19 protein-coding genes and 2 riboswitches are annotated in these 20,107 nt (G+C 70.6%); of the genes, 8 read left to right on the top strand and 11 right to left on the bottom strand.

The genetic code is table 11. From position 1 onward, the window contains the following. Positions 1 to 2: 2 nt before the first annotated feature. Together QWZ14_RS03510 and ppsR are read right to left on the bottom strand one after the other, a co-directional pair. The gene (locus QWZ14_RS03510; RefSeq protein WP_290315181.1) at positions 3 to 2,246 is read right to left on the bottom strand and encodes a PAS domain-containing sensor histidine kinase; all 2,244 of its coding nucleotides are present in this window, start codon (positions 2,244 to 2,246) and stop codon (positions 3 to 5) included. Further along, positions 2,243 to 3,595: a transcriptional regulator PpsR gene (ppsR, locus tag QWZ14_RS03505; RefSeq protein WP_290315180.1), complete on the bottom strand. Its 1,353-nt coding sequence runs from the start codon at positions 3,593 to 3,595 to the stop codon at positions 2,243 to 2,245. The genes QWZ14_RS03510 and ppsR overlap by 4 nt, the downstream gene beginning before the upstream one ends. 357 nt (positions 3,596 to 3,952) lie before the next feature. Here ppsR and QWZ14_RS03500 point away from each other — a divergent pair, with 357 nt between their 5' ends. From QWZ14_RS03500 to QWZ14_RS03470, 7 genes are all read left to right on the top strand, one after another. Next, positions 3,953 to 5,830, top strand: a complete 1,878-nt coding sequence (locus tag QWZ14_RS03500; RefSeq protein WP_290315179.1) for an ABC transporter ATP-binding protein — start codon at positions 3,953 to 3,955, stop codon at positions 5,828 to 5,830. Between the two features lie 129 nt (positions 5,831 to 5,959). Further along, a complete protein-coding gene (locus tag QWZ14_RS03495) occupies positions 5,960 to 6,280 on the top strand; it encodes an AtpZ/AtpI family protein (protein WP_290315178.1) in 321 nt (106 codons plus the stop codon). 33 nt (positions 6,281 to 6,313) lie between these two features. Further along, the gene (locus QWZ14_RS03490) at positions 6,314 to 7,072 is read left to right on the top strand and encodes a F0F1 ATP synthase subunit A (RefSeq protein WP_290315177.1); all 759 of its coding nucleotides are present in this window, start codon (positions 6,314 to 6,316) and stop codon (positions 7,070 to 7,072) included. 52 nt (positions 7,073 to 7,124) lie between these two features. Beyond that, positions 7,125 to 7,349, top strand: a complete 225-nt coding sequence (locus QWZ14_RS03485; protein ID WP_290315176.1) for an ATP synthase subunit C family protein — start codon at positions 7,125 to 7,127, stop codon at positions 7,347 to 7,349. 65 nt (positions 7,350 to 7,414) lie between these two features. Next, on the top strand, positions 7,415 to 8,035 hold the full coding sequence (locus QWZ14_RS03480; protein WP_290315175.1) for a F0F1 ATP synthase subunit B family protein: 621 nt from the start codon (positions 7,415 to 7,417) through the stop codon (positions 8,033 to 8,035). After that, positions 8,035 to 8,541, top strand: coding sequence for a F0F1 ATP synthase subunit B family protein (locus QWZ14_RS03475; protein ID WP_290315174.1), 507 nt, complete (start codon positions 8,035 to 8,037; stop codon positions 8,539 to 8,541). Before QWZ14_RS03480 ends, QWZ14_RS03475 begins: the two co-directional genes overlap by 1 nt. Positions 8,542 to 8,661: 120 nt before the next feature. Further along, the gene (locus QWZ14_RS03470) at positions 8,662 to 10,236 is read left to right on the top strand and encodes an ABC transporter substrate-binding protein (protein ID WP_290315173.1); all 1,575 of its coding nucleotides are present in this window, start codon (positions 8,662 to 8,664) and stop codon (positions 10,234 to 10,236) included. 41 nt (positions 10,237 to 10,277) lie between these two features. Here the strand turns inward: QWZ14_RS03470 and QWZ14_RS03465 are convergent, their stop codons facing one another. Together QWZ14_RS03465 and QWZ14_RS03460 are read right to left on the bottom strand one after the other, a co-directional pair. Next, entirely contained in the window at positions 10,278 to 11,354 is a 1,077-nt protein-coding gene (locus QWZ14_RS03465) for a TRAP transporter substrate-binding protein (protein WP_290315172.1), read from the bottom strand. A gap of 153 nt (positions 11,355 to 11,507) precedes the next feature. Then, positions 11,508 to 12,599 (bottom strand): TRAP transporter substrate-binding protein, encoded by a 1,092-nt coding sequence (locus tag QWZ14_RS03460; protein ID WP_290315171.1) that lies wholly within the window; start codon positions 12,597 to 12,599, stop codon positions 11,508 to 11,510. A gap of 127 nt (positions 12,600 to 12,726) precedes the next feature. Here QWZ14_RS03460 and QWZ14_RS03455 point away from each other — a divergent pair, with 127 nt between their 5' ends. Further along, positions 12,727 to 13,641, top strand: a complete 915-nt coding sequence (locus QWZ14_RS03455; protein ID WP_290315170.1) for an NAD(P)-dependent oxidoreductase — start codon at positions 12,727 to 12,729, stop codon at positions 13,639 to 13,641. Here the strand turns inward: QWZ14_RS03455 and QWZ14_RS03450 are convergent. The 7 genes from QWZ14_RS03450 to QWZ14_RS03420 all read right to left on the bottom strand — a co-directional run bounded on the left by QWZ14_RS03450 (position 13,638) and on the right by QWZ14_RS03420 (position 19,992). Beyond that, complete coding sequence (locus QWZ14_RS03450; RefSeq protein WP_290315169.1) at positions 13,638 to 13,826, bottom strand: hypothetical protein; 189 nt, start codon at positions 13,824 to 13,826, stop codon at positions 13,638 to 13,640. The genes QWZ14_RS03455 and QWZ14_RS03450 overlap by 4 nt on opposite strands. Positions 13,827 to 13,856: 30 nt before the next feature. Then, positions 13,857 to 14,189 (bottom strand): cupin domain-containing protein, encoded by a 333-nt coding sequence (locus QWZ14_RS03445; protein WP_290315168.1) that lies wholly within the window; start codon positions 14,187 to 14,189, stop codon positions 13,857 to 13,859. Then, the gene (locus QWZ14_RS03440; RefSeq protein ID WP_290315167.1) at positions 14,190 to 14,747 is read right to left on the bottom strand and encodes an NUDIX hydrolase; all 558 of its coding nucleotides are present in this window, start codon (positions 14,745 to 14,747) and stop codon (positions 14,190 to 14,192) included. Beyond that, positions 14,744 to 17,638 (bottom strand): aminomethyl-transferring glycine dehydrogenase, encoded by a 2,895-nt coding sequence (gcvP, locus tag QWZ14_RS03435; RefSeq protein WP_290315166.1) that lies wholly within the window; start codon positions 17,636 to 17,638, stop codon positions 14,744 to 14,746. The genes QWZ14_RS03440 and gcvP overlap by 4 nt, the downstream gene beginning before the upstream one ends. Then, positions 17,635 to 18,012 (bottom strand): glycine cleavage system protein GcvH, encoded by a 378-nt coding sequence (gene gcvH, locus QWZ14_RS03430; protein WP_290315165.1) that lies wholly within the window; start codon positions 18,010 to 18,012, stop codon positions 17,635 to 17,637. Before gcvH ends, gcvP begins: the two co-directional genes overlap by 4 nt. Before the next feature lie 12 nt (positions 18,013 to 18,024). Then, a complete protein-coding gene (gene gcvT, locus QWZ14_RS03425) occupies positions 18,025 to 19,131 on the bottom strand; it encodes a glycine cleavage system aminomethyltransferase GcvT (RefSeq protein WP_290315164.1) in 1,107 nt (368 codons plus the stop codon). A 39-nt stretch (positions 19,132 to 19,170) separates the two neighbouring features. Next, positions 19,171 to 19,274: riboswitch (glycine riboswitch) on the bottom strand. Next, a riboswitch (glycine riboswitch) is annotated at positions 19,275 to 19,380 on the bottom strand. Between the two features lie 72 nt (positions 19,381 to 19,452). Continuing rightward, the gene (locus QWZ14_RS03420; protein WP_290315163.1) at positions 19,453 to 19,992 is read right to left on the bottom strand and encodes a hypothetical protein; all 540 of its coding nucleotides are present in this window, start codon (positions 19,990 to 19,992) and stop codon (positions 19,453 to 19,455) included. Positions 19,993 to 20,107: the final 115 nt, after the last annotated feature.

Genomic DNA, 20,107 nt, shown 5'->3' with positions numbered 1-20,107 from the left:
GGTCAGCCCGGGCCCCGGTCGTAGGCCGGGTCGGCGCCCGGCTCGGGGGCGGTGGCATGGACCGCGTGGCGGATCAGGTGCTCGAGCACCACGGCGGTGCGGGCGGCGGAGGCGCGGACGCTGTCCAGCATGGCCGGGATGCGGGCGACGTCGACGCCATCGGTGATCTCGAGCGCGGCGAGCTGGGCATTCTCGACCACGGTGGCCAGCAGGTTGCGGAAGACCAAGTCGGCGGCGGAATCCAGCCGGCCGGGCTTCGGCTGCTGCTCCGCCAGGATACCCTCCTGGAACCGCCGGCGGGCGGCATCGGCGGCCTTGCGCTCGGTGAGGTCGGTGAAGAGGAAGACGAAGCCGAGCACCCGCTCCGGCGCGGAATAGACCGGGTCGGCCCGCACCAGCATCGGCCGGGCACCCTCCGGGGTGCGGATGCGGACCTCGCCGCGCCAGTTGCGGGCATTCTCGAGCACGTCCCGCATCCGCCGCAGCACCTCCGGCGCCTCCTCGAAATGCGGCAGCAGCGCCTCGATGTGCACCGCCGCCGCTTCCCCCGGGCTGTGGCGCGGCCGGGGGAGCAGCCGGTCGAAGGCGGCGTTGGAGAGCTGAATGCGCCCCGCGGCGTCGGCCACCACCACCGGCTGGTCCGAGATGCCGACCTGCTGGCGCACCTGGTTGAGCTGGTCCTGGGCGATCAGCATCCGCACCGAGCGGAATTGCAGCACCACGTCGGCGACGGTCGCCCCCACCAGCCTGGCGGTGGCGAGGTCGGTCGGCGTCCAGGGCTCGGCGGTGGCCTCCACCACCTGGTGCCACTGGGCGAAGGAGCGGCGGGGCGAGAGCTCGGCCGGATCGTCGCCGACCACCACCGGCTTGTTCGGGTCGCCGCCCCAGGTGACGGTGCGGACCTGCTCCGGGCGGAACCACACCAGGTACTCGCCGGGGGAGGTGGAGACCGGGGTCGCCAGCACGCCGCTGGCGATCGGGATCAGCCGGGCGAAGCGCGGCTCCTCCAGCCCGAGCGCGGTGCTGGCGACGACCGGGCCATGGCTGGCGGAGCGCGGCGCGCCATCCAGCCAGCGGCCCAGCTCGCGCAGGTCGGCGGTGGCCGGTACCTCGCCGGCGGTGAGGGTCTCGCCCTCAAACAGCAGGGCCGCGCCGGTCGCGCCGACCGGCTGCAGCAGGGTATGGGCGTTGTCGAACAGCGCGGACCGCCAGTCGCCCTCGCGCGAGATCGCCTCGATCATCCGCTGCTCCAGCCGGCGGACCGAGAGCTCCGCCTGGGCCTGGACGAAGCATTCGAGGGCGGCGAGCCGGGTGCCGACCGCCTCGGCCAGCAGGTCGGCGGCGGCGCGGACGCCGTAGGGGGCCAGCCGCGGCGTGTCATGGTGGCAGGCGACCAGGCCCCAGAGCCTGCCGCCGACCATCAGCGAGGCGACCAGCGTCGCCGCCACGCCCATGTTCTTCAGGTACTGCACATGCATCGGCGAGATGCTGCGGAGGATGCAGAGCGACATGTCCAGCTCCTCGCCCGTCAGGGGCGAGAGGCGCGGGACCAGCGGCACCGGCGCATAGCCGACATCGGCCGTGACCCGCACCCGGTTGCGCTCATAGAGGCGGCGGGCGATCTGCGGGATGTCGGTCGCGGGGTAGCGGTTGCCGAGATAGGGCTCGAGCTCCGGGCGGCGGTCCTCGGCGACCACCTCGCCATGGCCTTCGTCGTCGAAGCGGTAGATCATCACCCGGTCGTAGCCGGTGACCTCCCGGAACAGCCGCGCCGCCTCGTCGCAGAGCACCCGTGGCGAATAAGTGCCGAGCACCGCCTGCAGCATGCGCTCCACCAGAGCGGTGCGGTCGCCGGCCTCGCCGGCCGGCTCCAGCTCGATGATGAGGCCGCCGCCGGCCGGGCGGTGCAGGGTGCCGTCGAAGCTGGCCGCGGGCCGGCCGGCCCGGCAGCGGATCGCGGTGGCCAGGGTCTGCAGCGGCTCGGCGAGGTGCGGCGCGATCCGCTCCGCCAGGTTGCCCCCCAGCGCCGCCAGCGGCAGGCCGAGGACACCCTCCGGCAGGCCCAGCAGCGTGCCGGCATTGGCGCTGGCCTGCACCACCACCCCGTCCGCCTCCCGTATCAGCAGCAGGGCGCCGTGCGGCTGGATCGAGGCGGCGAGATGGATCTGCTCCCGCTCGCAGTTCGAGAGGTCGGCCTCGCCGAAGCCCGGCGCCGGGAAGGGAGCCTGCGTGAACCCCCGGTTCACCCAGTCGCCTCCCGCGCCCCTTCCGGTGCATCGTCGATGCCATAGCGTTCCAGCTTGGCATAGAGGCTCTGGCGGCTGAGCCCCAGCATCTCGGCCGCGGCGGTGCGCTTGCCCTGGGTCAGCCGGAGGGCGGTCTCGATGCAGTGCCGCTCCACCACCTCGGCGGTGTCGCGCACCATCAGCGGCAGCGGGGTCTTGCCGATGCGCTCGGCGACGGCGCCGAGCGCCGCCCGCAGCCGGTCCTGCACATCGTGCATCGGCAGCCGGCGGCTGATGTCGCGGATCACCATGGCGATGAAGGGGCCGCCGGCCTCGGCGAGGCCGGCGGCCGAGATCTCGACCTCGGCCTCGGCGCCGAGGTCGCCGGTGAGCTGGGTCGAGAACAGGCGGATGCTGCCGTGCTGCTGCAGCTGGGCAAAGAGCATGGAGGCGGCGGCACCGGGCTGGGACAGCCAGCGGCCGAGCTTCTCGCCGATGATCGAGGATTCGGTGGTGACCTGCACCAGGTTGAGGAAAGCCTGGTTGGCGCGGCGGATGCCGCCCTGCGGGTCCAGCACCAGGAAGGCGTCTGGCAGCCGGTCCATCAGCTCATCCAGCGGGATGCCGCTGCCGGGCGCCGGGGCGGGCAGCGGCGCGCCGACGTGGCCGAGCTGGAGCAGGAAGACCAGGCCGGGCTCCGCCGTCATCATCGAGGCTCGCACCACCCAGGGGGCCTGGTCGGCGCCGACATGGATGAGGATGCCGGGGACCCTGCCGTGCTTGCGGGCCCGCTGCAGCATGTTCTGCAGCGCCTCCTGGTCGCGCGGGGCGACCTCGCGCAGGAATTCCCAGCCGGGGGCCATGCCCAGGGCGCGGATCGCCGCCGGATTGGCCTCGACGATCTTCAGCGTATCGGCGCGGACCAGCAGCACCGCCTCGGAGGAGGCGTCGAACAGCAGGCGGGAGCGGGTCTCGATCTCGCGCAGCTTCCAGTAGTCCTGCTCCCGCGCCTGCTGGGCGGCGATGAGGCGGGCCTGCAATTCGGCGACGGCCTGGAGGTTCTTGCCCACGGCCAGCAACCCGGCGGCGCCGCCGAGCCGGACGGTGGTGTACTCGACCGGCATCTCAAGGCCGCTGGGGAAGCGCTGGGTGACCTGGCGGAAGGCGGAAACGCCGTTGCGGCGGGCGTCATCCAGCATCCGGCGGACCCGGTCGCCGCCGACCTCCCCCACCGTCTCCGCCCAGGGACGGCCGAGCCAATCGTCGAAGCCTTCGGCTTCCATGCCGTTGGAGAGGGAGGCGCCGCGGATGACGCCGTCGTTGTCGAGCATCAGGGTGATGTCCGGCTGGGCGATGTTCACGCGGGTCATGGCCTCTCCGGAAGCGAAGCTACCGATGGGCGGGCTGCCCTCCGGGTCGGCACGCACCGGGAAGCATCCGCTCTCCGGGGCGACCGCCGGCGCAGCCAGGGTGCCTCGGCCTGAGATGGGAATTGGGCGCATGCCCTGCCGCCGTCAATACGTGGGCGGGGCGAAAGCTGGGCCACACGCAGGGTTTTGGTGCGAAACCGGCATGAAAATCCGCCCCCCCCCCTGCGTGCCGTCCTGCCCGGGGACGGCGGCTCCGCCGGATCACGTCTCGCGGCGGAGCTGGTCGGCACCGGGCCAGGGCGGCGTCATGGCCCGCCGAGGCTTGACCTGCCGCCGGGCGCCGGGCGTTGTGCCGGAATGCCCTTCCGCTTCTTCGAACGACTGGTGGATCCGGTGGCCGCGCCGGGAACCCGCGCCGCGCGACTGCTCGGCACGCCGGTGCCGGAGGCGCCCCCGCCACGCAGCCTGGCCGGGTTCTACTGGCATTTCATCCGCCAGGCGAAGCTGCTCTTCGCCGCGCTCTTCGTCGCCGGGCTGCTGGTGGCGCTGCTGGATGCCGCCCTTCCGGCCATGATCGGCCGGCTGGTGGCGCTGCTCGGGAGCCATGCGCCGGAGACCCTGTGGGCGGAGGCCGGGGGCAGCCTGCTGGTGATGGCGGCGGTCATCCTGCTGGGCCGGCCCGGGGCGATCCTGCTGCAGAACCTGATCACCCAGCAGGGGATCAACGGCAATTTCACCTCCCTGGTCCGCTGGCAGAGCCATTGGCAGGTGGTCCGCCAGGGCCTGCCCTTCTTCCAGGAGGATTTCTCCGGCCGGGTCGCCAACCGGGTGATGCAGGCCGGGCCGGCGCTGCGCGAAAGCGTGGTCCAGGTGGTGAACGCCGTCTGGTACATCCTGGTCTACGGCACCGCGGCGCTGCTCCTGCTGGGGGACGCGGACTGGCGGCTGGCCATGCCCATCGCGGTCTGGTTCCTCGCCTATGCCGGGCTGCTGCGGGTGCTGGTGCCGCGGATGCGGGACCGCTCGCGCAAGGCCTCCGAGCAGCGCAGCCTGCTGACCGGGCGCATCGTCGACAGCTACACCAATATCCAGACGGTCAAGCTCTTCGCCCGGGCCTCGCAGGAGGATGCCTTCGTCCGCGACGGGGTGCAGGCGCTGAACGCCGCCTTCCTGCGGCAGATGCGGCTGGTCACGCTGAACGGCTTCGCCCTCGGGCTGCTGAACGCGTCGATGATCACCGGGACCGCGGCGACCGGCATCTGGCTCTGGATCCATGGCCAGATCGGCCTGGCCGCGGTGGCGACCGCCCTGCCCATGGCCTGGCAGATCGCCAATATCTCCGGCTGGGTCGCCTTCAACGTGACCGCGATCTTCGAGAACCTGGGCGTGGTGCAGGAGGCGATGAACTCCATCGCCGTGCCGCCGACCGCGCCGGACCCGCCGGGGGCGGTGCCGCTGGTGGTGCCCCAAGGGAAGCCACATGGCGAGATCCGCTTCGAGGCGGTCGATTTCTCCTATGGCCGGGATACCGGGGTGATCCAGGCGCTGGACCTCAGGATCGCGCCGGGCGAGCGGGTCGGGCTGATCGGCCATTCGGGGGCGGGGAAGTCCACCCTGGTGAACCTGCTGCTGGGCTTCTTCCGCCCGGAGGCGGGCCGCATCCTGATCGACGGCCAGGACATCGCTGGGGTGACGCAGGAGAGCCTGCGCGGCGCCATCGGCGTCGTGACGCAGGATACCGCCCTGCTGCACCGGTCGGTCCGGGAGAACATCCGCTACGGCCGGCCGGATGCCGGGATGGCCGAGGTCGAGGCGGCCGCGGCCCGGGCGGCGGCGGCCGGCTTCATCGGCCAGCTCGAGGACTGGCGCGGCCGGTCGGGCTACGACGCCCATGTCGGCGAGCGGGGGGTGAAGCTCTCGGGCGGGCAGCGGCAGCGGATCGCCATCGCCCGGGTGCTGCTGAAGGATGCCCCCATCCTGGTGCTGGACGAGGCGACCAGCGCGCTGGACTCGGAGGTGGAGGCGGCGATCCAGGACCAGCTGGCCGAGCTGATGGCGGGCAAGACGGTCATCGCCATCGCCCATCGGCTGTCCACCATTGCGCGCATGGACCGGCTGGTGGTGCTGGAGCATGGCCGCATCGCCGAGGAGGGCACGCACGAGGCGCTGCTGCGCCAGGGCGGGGTCTATGCCCGGCTGTGGCGGCAGCAGAGCGGCGCCTTCGAGGCGGTGTGACGGATTGCCGCGGATTAATCATACGAAAAGCATTGTCGTCGGCCTGCGCAGGCCCGCGACGGATTGACACTCCGCGGGGGGGGCCTTACGAGCCCGATGCCTTCCGCCGGGGTCCGGGGAGGAGCAAGGGTGAACGAGCGCGACGGCTTCGAGCAACGACTTCGGGAGGCACGGACCCGTCAGGGTCTGGACAAGCCAAGCGAAGGCGGCAAGCAGGGTCTTCCGCCCGGTCCGATGGGGATCGGGTTCCGTGTCGGCGTCGAACTGGTCTCGGCCCTGGTGGTCGGGGTCGTGATCGGGCTGATGCTGGACCGGTGGCTCGGGACGAAGCCTTGGCTCTTCCTGCTGTTCTTCGTGGCAGGCGCTGCTGCCGGGGTTATGAACATCTTTCGGCTGTTCAAGCCCCCTGGCAGTCGCAAGACCTGGGGCCGCAAAGGTCCCGGTTCCTAGGGTTCAGGCGCGTCAAACGCGGGAGTTGCAGCAGTGGCCGCTGAAGGCAAAGCTATCGACGCGCTGAGCCAGTTCGAGCTCACGCCCTTCCTCGGCGCCCTTGGCGAATCCGTGCGTTTCAGCCAGTCGAACGCCCACATGCTGCTGGTGTTCGGGCTGATCACCGCGCTCATGCTCTGGGGCACCGCCAAGCGGGCCATCATCCCCGGCCGCATCCAGGCCCTGGCCGAAAGCGGCTACGAGTTCGTCCACGGCATCGTGGTCGGGCAGGTCGGCGACGAGGGGCGGAAGTATTTCCCCTTCGTGTTCTCGATCTTCATGTTCGTGCTCTTCGGCAACATGCTCGGCCTGCTGCCCTACGCCTTCACCTTCACCAGCCACATCGCGGTGACCCTGGCGCTGGCGCTGCTGGTCTTCGTGGTGGTCACGGTCGTGGCGCTGGTGATCCACGGCAAGCATTTCTTCGGCTACTTCCTGCCGGAAGGCGCCCCGCTCGCGCTGGCGCCGCTGATCATCCCGATCGAGGTCATCTCCTACCTCTCGCGGCCGATCAGCCTGTCGGTTCGTCTCTTCGCCAACATGGTCGCCGGCCACGTCATGCTGAAGGTGTTCGCCACCTTCGTCGTCATGATCGGCGGGGCCTTTGGCGTCGTCGGAATCATCGGCGCGGCCCTGCCGCTGGCGATGAATGTTGCCCTGGTCGGGTTCGAGATCCTGGTCGCCTTCCTGCAGGCCTATGTCTTCGCCATCCTGACCAGCATCTACCTGCACGACGCGGTCCATCTGCACTGATCGCCGTCGAACAGACCTCTCGCAACCACACTACCCCTGAAGGGACACTCTCATGGAAGTCGCCGCCGCCAAGGCCCTCGGGGCCGGTATCGCCGTCATCGCGCTGTTCGGCGTCGGTCTCGGGATCGGCAACATCTTCTCCTCGCTGATCAGCAGCGTGGCGCGCAACCCGGGCGCCCGGGACGTCGTGTTCCCGATCGGCATCCTGGGCTTCGCCCTGACCGAGGCGGTGGCGCTGTTCGCCCTGCTGATCGCCTTCCTCATCCTCTTCACCTGAGCATTGCCGCGAGACCGGCGGGCAGCAGGCTGCTGCCCGCCGTCCGGCATGCAAGGGAGACGAGCATGAACAAGACCATCCGGTACGCGATCGTCCTGAGCTTGGTGGCACTGCCTGCCATGGCGCAGGTGGCGGCCGAGCACGGGCGGCCCGAATCGAGCGGCGGCGGCATGCCGCAGCTCGATTTCGCCAATCCCTGGACGATCGCCCAGGTCGTCTGGATGCTGATCATCTTCGGGGCGCTCTACCTCGTGATGGCGCAATATGCGCTGCCGCAGGTCGAGGGCGTTCTGGCGGCGCGGCGGGCGCGGATCGAGGGCGACCTCGAGACGGCGCAGGCGGCGAAGCTGCGGGCCGATGCGGCGATGGCCGAGCACCAGGCCGCGACCGCCAAGGCGCGGGCCGAGGCGCAGGGCGCGATCAACGCCGCGACGACCCAGGCACAAAGCGAGGCGGCGGCCCGGTCCGAGGCGCTCAACGCCAAGCTGGCCGCGCAGATCGAGGCCGCCGAGGCCCAGATCACCTCCGCCCGCGACACCGCCATGGGTGCGCTGCGTCAGGTGGCGACGGAGACGGCCGATGCGCTGGTCACCCGGCTCATCGGCAAGACCGATACCGCGGCGGTCGGCGCGGCGGTGGACCGTGAGCTGGCGGCCCGCAGCCTTGCCAACGGGGGGCGCGCCTGATGGCTCATCACTACGAGCATTTCTACCTCGACCCGAAGTTCTGGGTCGCGGTCAGCTTCGTCATCTTCCTGCTGCTGGTCGGCCGGATGGCCTGGGCGAAGCTCACCGGCATGCTCGACGCCCGTGCCGAGCAGGTGAAGGCCGACCTGGCCCAGGCCTCGCGCCTCCGGGTCGAGGCCGAGGCCCTGCTGAAGCAGGCCGAGGCCGACCGGGCCGCGGCGCTGGTCGAAGCCACCGATCTGCTGGCGCGTGCCAAGGCGGAAGCCCAGCGGGTCTCCGAAGCGGCAGCGACGGAGGCTGAGGCTTCGGCGAAGCGGCGCGAGCGCATGGCACTCGACCGCATCGCCGCGGCGGAAGCCGGCGCGGTGGCGGAAGTGCGGGGCGCGGCGGCCGAGATCGCCGTGGCGGCCGCACGCAGCGTGATCGCGGAGCGGGTCGACGCCAAGGCGGATGCGGCGCTGATCGACAGCGCGGTCGCCAGTTTGCCGACCAAGCTGCGCGCCTGAACTTCTCATCCAGGGTTTGGGGTTGAAGAAACGGGGACCGAATGGTCCCCGTTTCGCTTTGCGGGCCCCGCATCCCGGGCTACCTTCCGGCGCGTCGATCGTCTGGGAGATCCATCAACAATGCGTCGTTTTGCCCTGGCTGCCGCCCTGCTCTGCGGGACAGCCCTGACTGCCCAAGCCCAGACCTTCCGCTGGGCGAATGACGGTGACGTCAATTCGATGGATCCCTATACCCGGCAGGAAACCTTCCTGCTGGCCTTCGGCTCCAATTTCTATGAGCCGCTGGTGCGGCGGAACACCCAGATGCAGCCGGAGCCGGCGCTGGCGGAACGCTGGGAACAGCCTTCCCCCACCGTCTGGCGTTTCCATCTGCGCCAGGGCGTGAAGTTCAGCGACGGCAGCCCCTTCACCGCCGATGACGTGGTCTTCAGCGCGCAGCGGGCCCGGGCGCCCGGCTCCAACATCCAGTCGGTGCTGGCCTCGGTGAAGGAGGTCCGCAAGATCGACGACCACACCGTCGAATTCGAGACCTCGGCGCCGAACCCCATCCTGATCCAGGAGATCACCAACTGGGGCATGTTCTCCAAGGCCTGGGCCGAGAAGAACGATGCCGCCCGCCCGGCCGACCTGACCGCGCGCGGGGAGAATTTCGCCACCCGCAACGCCATGGGCACCGGCCCCTTCCTGCTGCAGAGCCGCGAGCCGGACCGCCGCACCGTGCTGGTGCCGAACCCGGGCTGGTGGGACAAGCCGACCCACAACCTCCAGCGGGTCGAGCTGAACATCATCGCCAATGACGCGACGCGCGTCGCGGCGCTGCTCTCGAACGAGGTCGACTTCGTCTATACCGTCCCGCCGCAGGACGTGGAGCGCATCAACCGGACGCCGGGCGTGCGCATCATCCAGGGGCCGGAGCTGCGGACCATCTACTTCGGCCTGGACCAAATGCGGCCGCAGCTGCTGAAGTCCGACGTGCAGGGCAAGAACCCCTTCCAGGACGTGCGGGTGCGCCGCGCCATGCTGCTGGCGATCGACGTCAACGCCATCCAGCGCACCGTCATGCGCGGACAGTCGCGGCCGTCCAACCTGATCTATGGTCCGGGGGTGAACGGCTTCGTCGAGGCCGACGACGTGCGCCCGCCGGTAAACATCAACGAGGCGAAGAAGCTGCTGACCGAGGCCGGCTATCCCAACGGCTTCGGCGTGACGCTCGATTGCCCGAACGACCGCTACGTGAACGACGAGGCGATCTGCACCGCCACCGTCGCCATGCTGGCCCGCGTCGGCATCCGGGTGACCCTGAATGCCCAGACCCGGGCCCGCTTCTTCGCCGAGGTGAACGGGCCGCGCTACAACACTAGCTTCTACATGCTGGGTTGGACGCCTACGACCTCCGATGCGCACAACGCGCTGTTCAGCCTGGCCGGCACGCGGGACGGCAGCCGCGGCGTCTTCAACAACGGCGGCTATTCGAACCGGCAGTTCGACACGCTGGTCGACCAGATCGCGGTGGAGACGGATGCCGCCAAGCGCCAGGCCATGATCAGCCAGGCGAGCAAGATCCTGCAGGACGACGTCGCCTATATCCCGCTGCACCAGCAGCAGATCGTCTGGGCGGCCCGTCAGGGCGTGGAGGTGCCGCAGACCGCGGACAACTACATCCAGCTCCGCCACGTCCGCATGCCGGCGCGCTGAACCGGAGGGGCCGGGGAGGGCGACCTCCCCGGCCCGTCGTCTCAGCTCCGCTCGGCGATCGAGAGGAAATTCGCGCTGCTGTCCTCCGCCACCCGGAACCAGCTTTGCGAGTCTCGGCGGAACCGGTCCCAATGGGCGTGCACCCGCTTGAAGCGCGGGTTGCGGTCGCCGAGCTCGGCGTAGGTCTCCTGCGTGGCCCGGTGGCAGGCGAGCAGGATGTCCCGCGAATAGGGGCGGAGCTGCGCCCCGTTGGCGACCAGCCGGCGCAGCGCTGCCACGTTCAGGTGGTCGTACCGGCTGACCGACCAGACGTTGGTCTCCCCCACCACCGCTTCCAGCACCTGCTGGTAGGCCTTGGGCAGCGCCTCCCAGGCCTTGGTGTTGATGATGAAGTCGCCCTCCGAGCAGGGCTCCCACCAGCCGGGGTAGTAGTAGAAGGAGGCGACGCGGTTGAAGCCGAGCTTCTCGTCGTCATGCGGCCCGACCCATTCGGCGCCGTCGATCACCCCGCGTTCGAGAGAAGGGTAGATATCCGGCGCGCCGAGCTGCTGGGCGATGACGCCGAGCTTGGCCAGCACCATCCCGCCGGTCCCGCCGATGCGGAACTTGAGGCCCGACAGGTCCTGGACGGTGCGCATCTCCTTCCGGAACCAGCCGCCCATCTGGGCGCCGGTATTGCTGGCCGGCAGGGCGATGACGCCCTGGTCGCGATAGACCTCCTCCATCATTTCGCGGCCGCCGCCCTGGTGGATCCAGGCAAGGTGCTGGCGGGCGTTCATGCCGAAGGGCATCTCGGTACCGAAGCCGAGGCTGGGATCCTTGCCGATGTAGTAGTAGGCGGCGGTATAGCCGCTCTCGACCGTACCGCCGCCGACCGCATCCATCACCTGCAGCGCCGGGACCAGCTCGCCGGCCGCGAAGGGACGGATCTGGAAGGCGCCGCCGGTCAGCTCGGCGACGCGGCGGGAGATCATCTCCTGCACGCCCCAGAGCACGTCGGTGGATTTCGGGAAGCTGCCGGCGGACCGCCAGAGTACCTGCGGCTGCGCACTGGCAAGGTTGGGGGCGGCGAGCACCGATCCTGCGGCGCCCGCGGCCAGAAGGCCACGGCGGTTCATGAACGCGAAACTCCCTGTCGGCGGTCGTTCTCAACCCGGAGGCGGACGACCTGGCCCTAGTCTAGACAGGAAGTGTCGGACAACGAACGAAATTCGTCACGGCAGCGCGACGTCCGTGGCGGGCCATGGGCGGCGCCCATGGCCCGGCGGTTGCTACCGCTGCACGGTCGCCGCGGCGAGGAAGTTGCCGAGCGAATCCTCGGCGACCCGCAGCCACTGGGTCTGCTCCAGCCGGAAGGCATCCCACTTCTCATGGATCCGCTTAAAGCGCGGATTGGTCGCGCCGATCTCGGCGTAGAGTTCCTGGCTGGCGCGGTAGCAGGCGGTCAGCACGTCGCGCGGGAAGCCGCGAAGCTGGGTGCCGGAGGCGATGAGCCGGCGCAGCGCGGCCGGGTTCAGCACGTCGTAGCGCGCCGCCATCCAGTGCCAGCCCTCGGTGCAGGCGGCGTTCAGCACGGCCTTGTACTGCGCCGGCAGCTCCTCGTAGGCCTTGGCGTTCACCATCAGGTCGATCGAGGGCGAATACTCCCACCAGCCGGGGTAGTAGTAGAACTGCGCGACGCGGTTGAAGCCGAGCTTCTCGTCGTCGTAGGGCCCGACCCATTCGGCGCCGTCGATGACGCCGCGCTCCAGCGCCGGGTAGATGTCCGGGCCGCCGATCTGCTGGGTCACGACGCCGAGCTTGCTAAGCACGTTGCCGCCATAGCCGGCGATGCGGAACTTCAGCCCCTTCAGATCCTCGACGGTCTTGATCTCCTTGCGGAACCAGCCGCCCATCTGCGCCGCGGTATTGCCGGCGGGGATGCCGATGACGCCCTGGTCACGGTAGACCTCGGCATAGAGCTCGCGCCCGCCGCCATGGGTCAGCCAGGCCCAGTGCTGGCGGGAGGAAAGGCCGAATGGCACGCAGGTGACGAGGGCCAGGGAGGGGTCCTTGCCCAGGTAGTAGTAGCCGCTGGTAAAGCCGCATTCGACGTTGCCGTTGCCGACCGCATCCAGCACCTGCAAGGCCGGCACCAGCTCGCCGGGGCCGAAGACCTGGATCTGGAAGGCGCCGTCGGTCATCTCGGAGACCCGCCTGGCGATGTATTCCTGCGTGCCATACAGGGTGTCGAGGGATTTCGGGAAGCTGCCCGGGCAGCGCCAGCGGATCCGCGGCTGGGCCGATGCGAGCTTCGGGGCGGCAAGCGTGACGGCGCCAGCGGTGCCGGCGGCACCCGTCGCGATGAAGCGGCGGCGATCCATTCAGGACATCTCCCTTGGTGCGATACTGCCGCAGAGTGCGCGGAATGCCCGCCCGACGCAACGAGGCGCATCTTTCCCCGGGGCCCGCGCAATGCCAGTCTCCGCGCCCTTTCGGGAGTGAGAATGCATGGACCAGGCGCGTGACAGGATTGGTTTCATCGGGCTCGGGCGCATGGGCTGCGGCATGGCCTCGAACATCCGCCGCAAGCAGTTCCCGCTGACGGTGCACGACATCGCGCCGGGGCCGGTGGCGGCGCTGGAAGCCCTCGGCGCCGCCTCGGCCGGCAGCGCCGCGGCGGTCGCCAAGGCCAGCGACGTGGTGCTGACCATGCTGCCGGGGCCGAAGGAAGTGCAGGCGCTGGTCCTGGGCGGCGAGGGCATCCTGGCCAACCTCGCGCCGGGCTCGGTGGTGATGGACATGTCGACGGTGGATCCGGAGACGACGGATGCGCTCGCCGCGGCCTGCGCGGCGAAGGGCATCGGCTTCGTCGACGCACCGGTCGGGCGGCTGGCCTGGCATGCCGACCGCGGCGAATCGCTGTTCATGGTCGGCGCGAGCGAGGCCGATTTCGCGCGGGTGAAACCACTGCTGGAGGCGATGGGCACGACCGTGCATCACTGCGGCGGTCCGGGCGCCGGCACCCGCAGCAAGCTGGTGAACAACTACCTCGCCATCATCCTGTGCCAGCTCAATGCCGAGGCGCTGTCCCTGGCGACCGCCTTCGGCCTCGACCTCGAGAAGACGCTGGAGGTGCTGCACGGCACCACGGCGACCAATGGGCAGCTCAAGGTGAACTGGCCGAACAAGGTGCTGGCCGGGGACATCGTGCCGGGCTTCTCGATCGACCTGGCGCACAAGGACCTGTCGCTGATCGTCCAGGCGGCCAATGCGGCGAAGGTGACGCTGCCGGTCGCGGCCATCGCGCGCGAGGCCTTCAGCAGCGCGCGTGGGCGCGGCTGGGGGCAGAAGGATTTCTCGGCCATGCTGGATGCGCAGTGCCAGCTGGCCGGGATCGAGCCGCCGCGGCTCAAGAAGGCCTAGTCATCCGGCGCGCCCGGCGTCGTGTCCGTGACGCCGGGCGGGTCCGGATAGAGGTCCGAGGGGACCTTGGCCTTCGGATTCTGCGTGGTGCCGCCCTGCTGCACCTTGGCCGCGGTGATCTTCGAAGCGGGATCGGCGGAGTTCATCGTCTCCGCCGCGCCGGTCGGCTTGTCTGCTGTGCTCATCCCGGGGCAACGCCGCCCCGCCCGGGCGGTTCAGTCCGCCTCGCCGCCTTCGGGCCCGTAGAAGAGAACCCAGGCGGCGAAATCCTCGGAGAACCCCTCGAAGCGGTGCTCGGCGCCGGCCGGGGCGAAGACCAGGTCGCCGGCGCGGCAGGGAGAGACCACGCCGTTGCAGCGGAACTGCCCCTCGCCGCTGACGACGACATAGGCTTCGTCCCGGGTGTGCGGCGTCTGGGGGTCGACGCCGCGCGGGGCATACCAGCGGACCTCCAGGCTGCCATGGCCGAAGATGCGCGCGGACAGCCGGCCGGGCTCATTCGGGGAGAGCGCCGCCAGGGCGGCGGGGTAGACGAATCGAGCGGTCATTCAGAAGCCTAGGCGCCCCGCCGCCCGCAAGGCGAGAAGGATGGGGCCGACATGCCCGGCATTGCCGATCAGCCCGGCACCGAGGCCGGCCACGACCTCACTGACCGGCAGGCACTCGACCGCGATCTCCTCCCCGTGGTCGAGTTGCTGCGCGGCCGCGGGGACGGCGCCCTCGGCCAGCACCACATGCAGGCGGTTGCCGGCATGGGCGGGATCATGGCGGAGGGTGCTCACCAGCCGGAAGCCCTCGGCGGCATAGCCGGTCTCCTCGGTGAACTCCCGCCGGCCGGCGGCGACGGGATCGGCCTCATGCGCCTCCACCATGCCGCCCGGCAGCTCGAGGACGGTGGCCTCGGCGCCCGGGCGGAACTGGCGGACCAGCACCATCCGGTCATCCGGCGTCAGCGCCACCACATGCACGAGGTCCGGCCAGTCCAGCATGTACCAGGGGTCCAGCACCTTGCCCTCCCCGGTCACCCAGGCCTCGGCGCGGAGATGCACCCAGCGGTCGCGGTGGACCGTGCGGCTGCCGGTCCGGCGCCAGGGCTTGATCGTCATTCGGCGGCCTGGAGATGCATGGCCTGCGCATAGGCCTCGAGCGGCGCGCAGGTGCAGACCAGGTTGCGGTCGCCGTAGACGTTGTCGACGCGCTTCACCGGCGGCCAGTACTTGTGGGCGCGGACGAAGGGCAGCGGGAAGGCGGCGTCCTCCCGGCTGTAGGGATGCGCCCACTCCGTCGCCATGACCTCGGCGGCGGTATGCGGGGCATTCTTCAGCGGGTTGTCGGCACGGTCGGAGCGGCCCTGCTCCACCGCGCGGATTTCGGCGCGGATGGCGATCATGGCGTCGCAGAAGCGGTCCAGCTCCTCCTTCGGCTCGCTCTCGGTGGGCTCCACCATCAGCGTGCCGGAGACCGGCCAGGACATGGTCGGTGCGTGGTAGCCGTAGTCCTGCAGCCGCTTGGCGATGTCCTCGACCATGACGCCGCCGCCCTGCTGGAAGCCGCGGCAGTCGAGGATGCACTCATGCGCCACCATGCCGCGGAGGCCGCGGTAGAGCACGGGGTAGTGCTGCTCCAGCCGGCGGGCCATGTAGTTGGCGGACAGGATCGCCACCTGCGTCGCCCGGGTCAGGCCTTCGGCGCCCATCATGCGGATATAGGCGTAGGAGATCGGCAGGATGGCGGCGCTGCCGAAGGGCGCCGCGGAGACCGGGCCATAGCCGGTCGCCGGGCCGGCGCCGCTGTGGAAGGGGTGGTTCGGCAGGTGCGGCGCCAGATGCGCTGCGACGCCGATGGGCCCGACGCCGGGACCGCCGCCGCCATGCGGGATGCAGAAGGTCTTGTGCAGGTTCAGGTGGCAGACATCAGCGCCGATGGCCGCCGGCGAGGTCAGGCCGACCTGCGCATTCATGTTGGCGCCATCCATGTAGACCTGGCCGCCATGGCGATGCACCAGGGCGCAGATGTCCTTGATCGCCTCCTCGAAGACGCCGTGGGTGCTGGGGTAGGTCACCATCAGCGCCGCCAGCCGCTCGGCGTGCTGCGCCGCCTTGGCCTCGAGATCCTTGAGGTCGACGTTGCCGTCGCGGTCGCAGCCGACGACCACGACCTTCATCCCCGCCATCACGGCGCTGGCCGGGTTGGTGCCATGCGCGCTGCTCGGGATGAGGCAGACGTCGCGCTGGTCGTTGCCCTGGGCCCGGTGCCAGGCGCGGATGGCGAGCAGCCCGGCGTATTCGCCCTGGCTGCCGGCATTCGGCTGCAGCGAGACCGCGGCGAAGCCGGTGACGGCGCAGAGCCAATCCTCGAGCTGCTTGATCATCGTGAAGTACCCCTGCGCCTGGTCCTCCGGCGCGAAGGGATGGATCTCGGCGAAGCCGGGGAAGGTGATCGGGATCATCTCCGCCGTCGCGTTCAGCTTCATCGTGCAGGACCCGAGCGGGATCATGCTGCGGTTCAGCGCGACATCCTTGTCCTCGAGGCGCTTGAGGTAGCGCAGCATGGCGTGTTCGGAGTGGTGGCTGCGGAAGACCTCGGCGGTGAGGTAGGCGCTGTGGCGGGCCAGCGGCTCCGGCAGGCTGTGCTTTGCCGTCAGCGCATCGAGCGCGCCGCCGCCGAGCAGATCGGCCAGCGCCGCGAGGTCGTCCCGCGTGACGGTTTCGTCAAGGGCGATGGAGACGCAGCCGGCATCGACGCGCCAGAGGTTGAAGCCGCGCTTCACGGCACCCTGCATCAACGCATCGGCGCGGTCGCCGGCCTCGATGGCGATGGTGTCGAAGAAGGCCTCGTGCCGCAGGGTGAAGCCGCCGCGGCGGGCGGCCTCGGCCAGCAGCCGGGCGTGCAGGTTCACCCGCCGGGCGATGCGCGCCAGCCCTTCCGGCCCGTGCCAGACCGCATACATCCCGGCCATGACCGCCAGCAGCACCTGCGCGGTGCAGATGTTGGAGGTCGCCTTCTCCCGCCGGATATGCTGCTCCCGCGTCTGCAGCGCGAGCCGCATGGCCGGATTGCCGGCGGCGTCGAGCGAGACGCCGACCAGCCGCCCCGGCAGCAGGCGCTTCAGCGCATCCTTCACCGCCATGTAGGCCGCATGCGGCCCGCCATAGCCGAGCGGCACGCCGAAGCGCTGGGTGCTGCCGATGACGACATCGGCGCCCATCTCGCCCGGCGGCGTCAGCAGACACAGCGAGAGCGGATCGGCGGCGACGATGGCCAGCGCCCCGGCGTCATGGGCGGCGGCGATCTCCGGCGTCAGGTCGCGGACCTCACCGGTGGTGCCGGGGTACTGCAGCAGCACGGCGAAGGGCTTCTCCGCCGCGGCGGCGACGAGGCCGGCGGGCGGGACGACCTGCACGGTGATGCCGACCGGCTCGGCCCGGGTGCGGACCACGGCGAGCGTCTGCGGATGCAGATCGGCGGCGACCAGTAGGGTGTTGGACTTGCCCTTGTGCGCGGCATGGGCCAGCGCCACCGCCTCGGCGGCCGCGGTGCCCTCATCGAGCAGCGAGGCATTGGCGACCGGCAGGCCGGCGAGCTCGGCCACCATGGTCTGGAAATTCACCAGGGCTTCCAGCCGCCCCTGCGCGATCTCGGCCTGGTAGGGGGTGTAGGCGGTGTACCAGCCGGGGTTCTCCAGCACGTTGCGCAGGATCACCGGCGGCACATGGGTGCCGTGGTAGCCGAGGCCGATCAGCGACTTCAGCCGCTGGTTCCGCTCGGCGAGCGCCCGCAGCTCGGCGATGGCCTCGGCCTCGGTCGCCGGCGGCGGCAGGGCGGAGAGATCGGCCTGGCGGATGCTCGCCGGCACGGTATGGGCGGCCATCTCGTCGAGGCTGGCGGCGCCCACCACCTGCAGCATCGCCGTGATGTCGTCCGGCCCCGGGCCGATGTGGCGACGGGCGAATTCGGCGCCGTCCTCCAGCGCCGCGAGTTCCACGAGGATGCTCAAGACTGGCTCTCCACGAAGGCGGCATAGCCGGCCTCGTCCATCAGGGCGGCGATGGCGGCGGGCTCGCTGGCCTCGATCCTGAAGAACCAGCCCTCGCCGGTCGGCTCGCGGTTGATCAGCCCGGGGTCGTCGACCAGGGCGGCATTGACCTCAACGATGCGGCCGGCGATCGGCGCATAGACGTCGGAGGCGGCCTTCACGCTCTCGACCACCGCGATGGCCTCGCCGGCGGTCACCTCGCGGCCGACCTCAGGCAGGTCGACGAAGACCACGTCGCCGAGCGCGGTCTGGGCATGGTCGGTGATCCCGATGGTGGCGGCATCGCCCTCGGCCCGGACCCATTCGTGATCCTGGGTGTATTTCATCTCGGACATGGGATGGGCTCCTTACCGGGCGTAGCGGTGGGGGACGAAGGGCATCGGGGCGACGCGGGCGGCGAGCGGCTTGCCGCGCACCATGAGGTCGAGGGCGGTGCCATCGGTGGCGTGGTCGCGGGCGACGTAGCCCATGGCCATGGGGCCGCCGAGCGAGGGGCCGAAGCCGCCAGATGTGATCTCGCCGATGGCGCCGCCACCGGGGGCATGGATCGCGGTATGGCCGCGGGCCGGCTGGCGGCCCTCCGGCTTCAGCCCGACGCGGACGCGCGCCGCGCCATTGGCCAATTCCTCGCGCACCCGCTCGGCGCCGGGGAAGTCCCAGGCCATGCGGCGGCGCTTGCCGATGGACCAGACGAGGGCGGCCTCGACCGGGCTGGTGGTCTCGTCGATGTCCGAGCCATAGAGGCAGAGCCCCGCCTCCAGCCGCAGCGAATCGCGGGCGCCGAGCCCGGCGGGCATCACGCCCGGCAGCGCCAGCAGCGCCTTGGCCAGGGCCTCGGCCTGCTCGGCCGGGGCGCTGATCTCCCAGCCATCCTCCCCGGTATAGCCGCTGCGGCTGGCGAGGATGGGCACGCCGGCGACCTCGGCCGCGGTGATGCCCATGAAGGTCAGCGCGGTCAGCGCCGGGGCGACGGGGCCCAGGGCGGCGGCCGCGCCCGGCCCTTGCAGCGCCAGCAGGGCGCGGTCCGGCAGCCGGTTCAGCCGGACGCCGGCCGGCAACCCCTGCTCGATGAGGGCGAAGTCCTCGTGCTTGCGGCTGGCATTGACCACGAGGAACAAGCGGTCGCCGAGGTTGGCCACCATGAAATCGTCGAAGATGCCGCCCGTGGGGGTCATCAGCAGGCCGTAGCGCTGCCGGCCGGGCTTCAATGCCTGGACATCGGCGGGGGTGACCCGCTCGAGCGCCGCCGCGGCCCCCTCCCCCACCAGCTCGGCCTGGCCCATGTGGGAGACGTCGAACAGCCCGGCCTGGCTGCGGACATGGAGGTGCTCGGTCAGGATGCCGGCGGGGTATTGCACCGGCATGGCATAGCCGGCGAAGGGGACCATGCGGCCCCCGAGTTCGCGGTGCAGTCCGCCCAGCGGTGTCTCAAGCAACTGATCTGTATCGGCCACGGGTCCCCCGACCGCATCCGCGGCGTGAGTTGAAGTCCGTGGCCCCCCTCTGTCCGGTGAACCTGAGAGATTCGGCTGCGGCTTTGGCCGGGCCTTACTCCTTCGGTGCCGATACCTTGCGGCACCGAGCTTTCCAGAGGTCCCTTCTCCGCGCGGCCCTTCTGCCTGAGCGTTTCCGGGGGCCGGTTGCGCCTTCGGCGGGGATGCTGCCCGGTGGGCCGGGGCATCCCTCTCTCCCGCGCGGTATCTGCGGGTAGGCTTGTCTAGCCCTTGGCCAGCCCGCCACGCAATCCTCTTCGGCGCGAGTTGGCCGTGCCGGCGCTAACGGGGGCCGCGCCGGCGGTTGAGGGCCAGATCCTCCTCGCTCAGCATGAAGGAGACCAGGATCCGGTAATCCGCCGCCCGGCGATTCTCCCCGACCGGCAGGGACAGGGTGACCGGGGCGCTGGTGATGGCGGTGCGGGTCTCGTTGCGGGCGAAGCCGGCGCGTTCGACGAAGATCTGCCGGCTCAGGATCTGGTCGCTGCGCCGGTCCAGGACCGCGACGAACCAGGGCAGGTCCACGCTGCGGCCGTCCGAAGCAGCGCCGCGCTCGACGCTGAAGCCGGTGGTGAGCTGCATCTCGATGCTGCGGTCGTCGCGGCCGGCCGCGCAGGCGCCGCTGAGGCCGGTCAGCTTCGCATCGAATTCGAGGGTGGTGAGGTCCTGGACCGGTCCGGGGCGGTGCCGGGTGAGGTCGGCACCCTCGGCCAGCAGGCCCGGGGTGGGGCAGGCCGTGGGCAGCCGGGTCGTGGTGCCGGCCGAGCCGCAACCGGCCAGCAACGGCAGCGCCAATGCCACCAGGACAAGTCTAACCCGCATCCCCATATCCCCCTTGAGCCCGACCCGATGGCCGCTAGTGTGCCCCGGACCCAATACACCACTTGAGACACCGCATTGAGACGCCGTATTGGCACCCCCGTACCGGCACTTATGG

It is taken from the genome of Paeniroseomonas aquatica (assembly GCF_030409335.1).
Taxonomy (GTDB): Bacteria; Pseudomonadota; Alphaproteobacteria; order Acetobacterales; family Acetobacteraceae; genus Belnapia; species Belnapia aquatica.
Note: the sequence above shows the minus strand (reverse complement) of the source record. Positions and strands in the feature narration are given on the sequence as shown.

What these genes read in the sequence shown, in the direction of transcription:
- QWZ14_RS03440 (WP_290315167.1), bottom strand. Translation starts at nt 14,747, where the DNA reads ATGACGATCAAGCCCTGGCGCCGGACCGGCAGCCGCACGGTCCACCGC.
- QWZ14_RS03420 (WP_290315163.1), bottom strand. Translation starts at nt 19,992, where the DNA reads ATGCGGGTTAGACTTGTCCTGGTGGCATTGGCGCTGCCGTTGCTGGCC.
- QWZ14_RS03460 (WP_290315171.1), bottom strand. Translation starts at nt 12,599, where the DNA reads ATGGATCGCCGCCGCTTCATCGCGACGGGTGCCGCCGGCACCGCTGGC.
- ppsR (WP_290315180.1), bottom strand. Translation starts at nt 3,595, where the DNA reads ATGACCCGCGTGAACATCGCCCAGCCGGACATCACCCTGATGCTCGAC.
- QWZ14_RS03455 (WP_290315170.1), top strand. Translation starts at nt 12,727, where the DNA reads ATGGACCAGGCGCGTGACAGGATTGGTTTCATCGGGCTCGGGCGCATG.
- QWZ14_RS03485 (WP_290315176.1), top strand. Translation starts at nt 7,125, where the DNA reads ATGGAAGTCGCCGCCGCCAAGGCCCTCGGGGCCGGTATCGCCGTCATC.
- QWZ14_RS03445 (WP_290315168.1), bottom strand. Translation starts at nt 14,189, where the DNA reads ATGACCGCTCGATTCGTCTACCCCGCCGCCCTGGCGGCGCTCTCCCCG.
- QWZ14_RS03480 (WP_290315175.1), top strand. Translation starts at nt 7,415, where the DNA reads ATGAACAAGACCATCCGGTACGCGATCGTCCTGAGCTTGGTGGCACTG.
- gcvH (WP_290315165.1), bottom strand. Translation starts at nt 18,012, where the DNA reads ATGTCCGAGATGAAATACACCCAGGATCACGAATGGGTCCGGGCCGAG.
- QWZ14_RS03470 (WP_290315173.1), top strand. Translation starts at nt 8,662, where the DNA reads ATGCGTCGTTTTGCCCTGGCTGCCGCCCTGCTCTGCGGGACAGCCCTG.
- QWZ14_RS03450 (WP_290315169.1), bottom strand. Translation starts at nt 13,826, where the DNA reads ATGAGCACAGCAGACAAGCCGACCGGCGCGGCGGAGACGATGAACTCC.
- QWZ14_RS03465 (WP_290315172.1), bottom strand. Translation starts at nt 11,354, where the DNA reads ATGAACCGCCGTGGCCTTCTGGCCGCGGGCGCCGCAGGATCGGTGCTC.
- QWZ14_RS03500 (WP_290315179.1), top strand. Translation starts at nt 3,953, where the DNA reads ATGCCCTTCCGCTTCTTCGAACGACTGGTGGATCCGGTGGCCGCGCCG.
- QWZ14_RS03475 (WP_290315174.1), top strand. Translation starts at nt 8,035, where the DNA reads ATGGCTCATCACTACGAGCATTTCTACCTCGACCCGAAGTTCTGGGTC.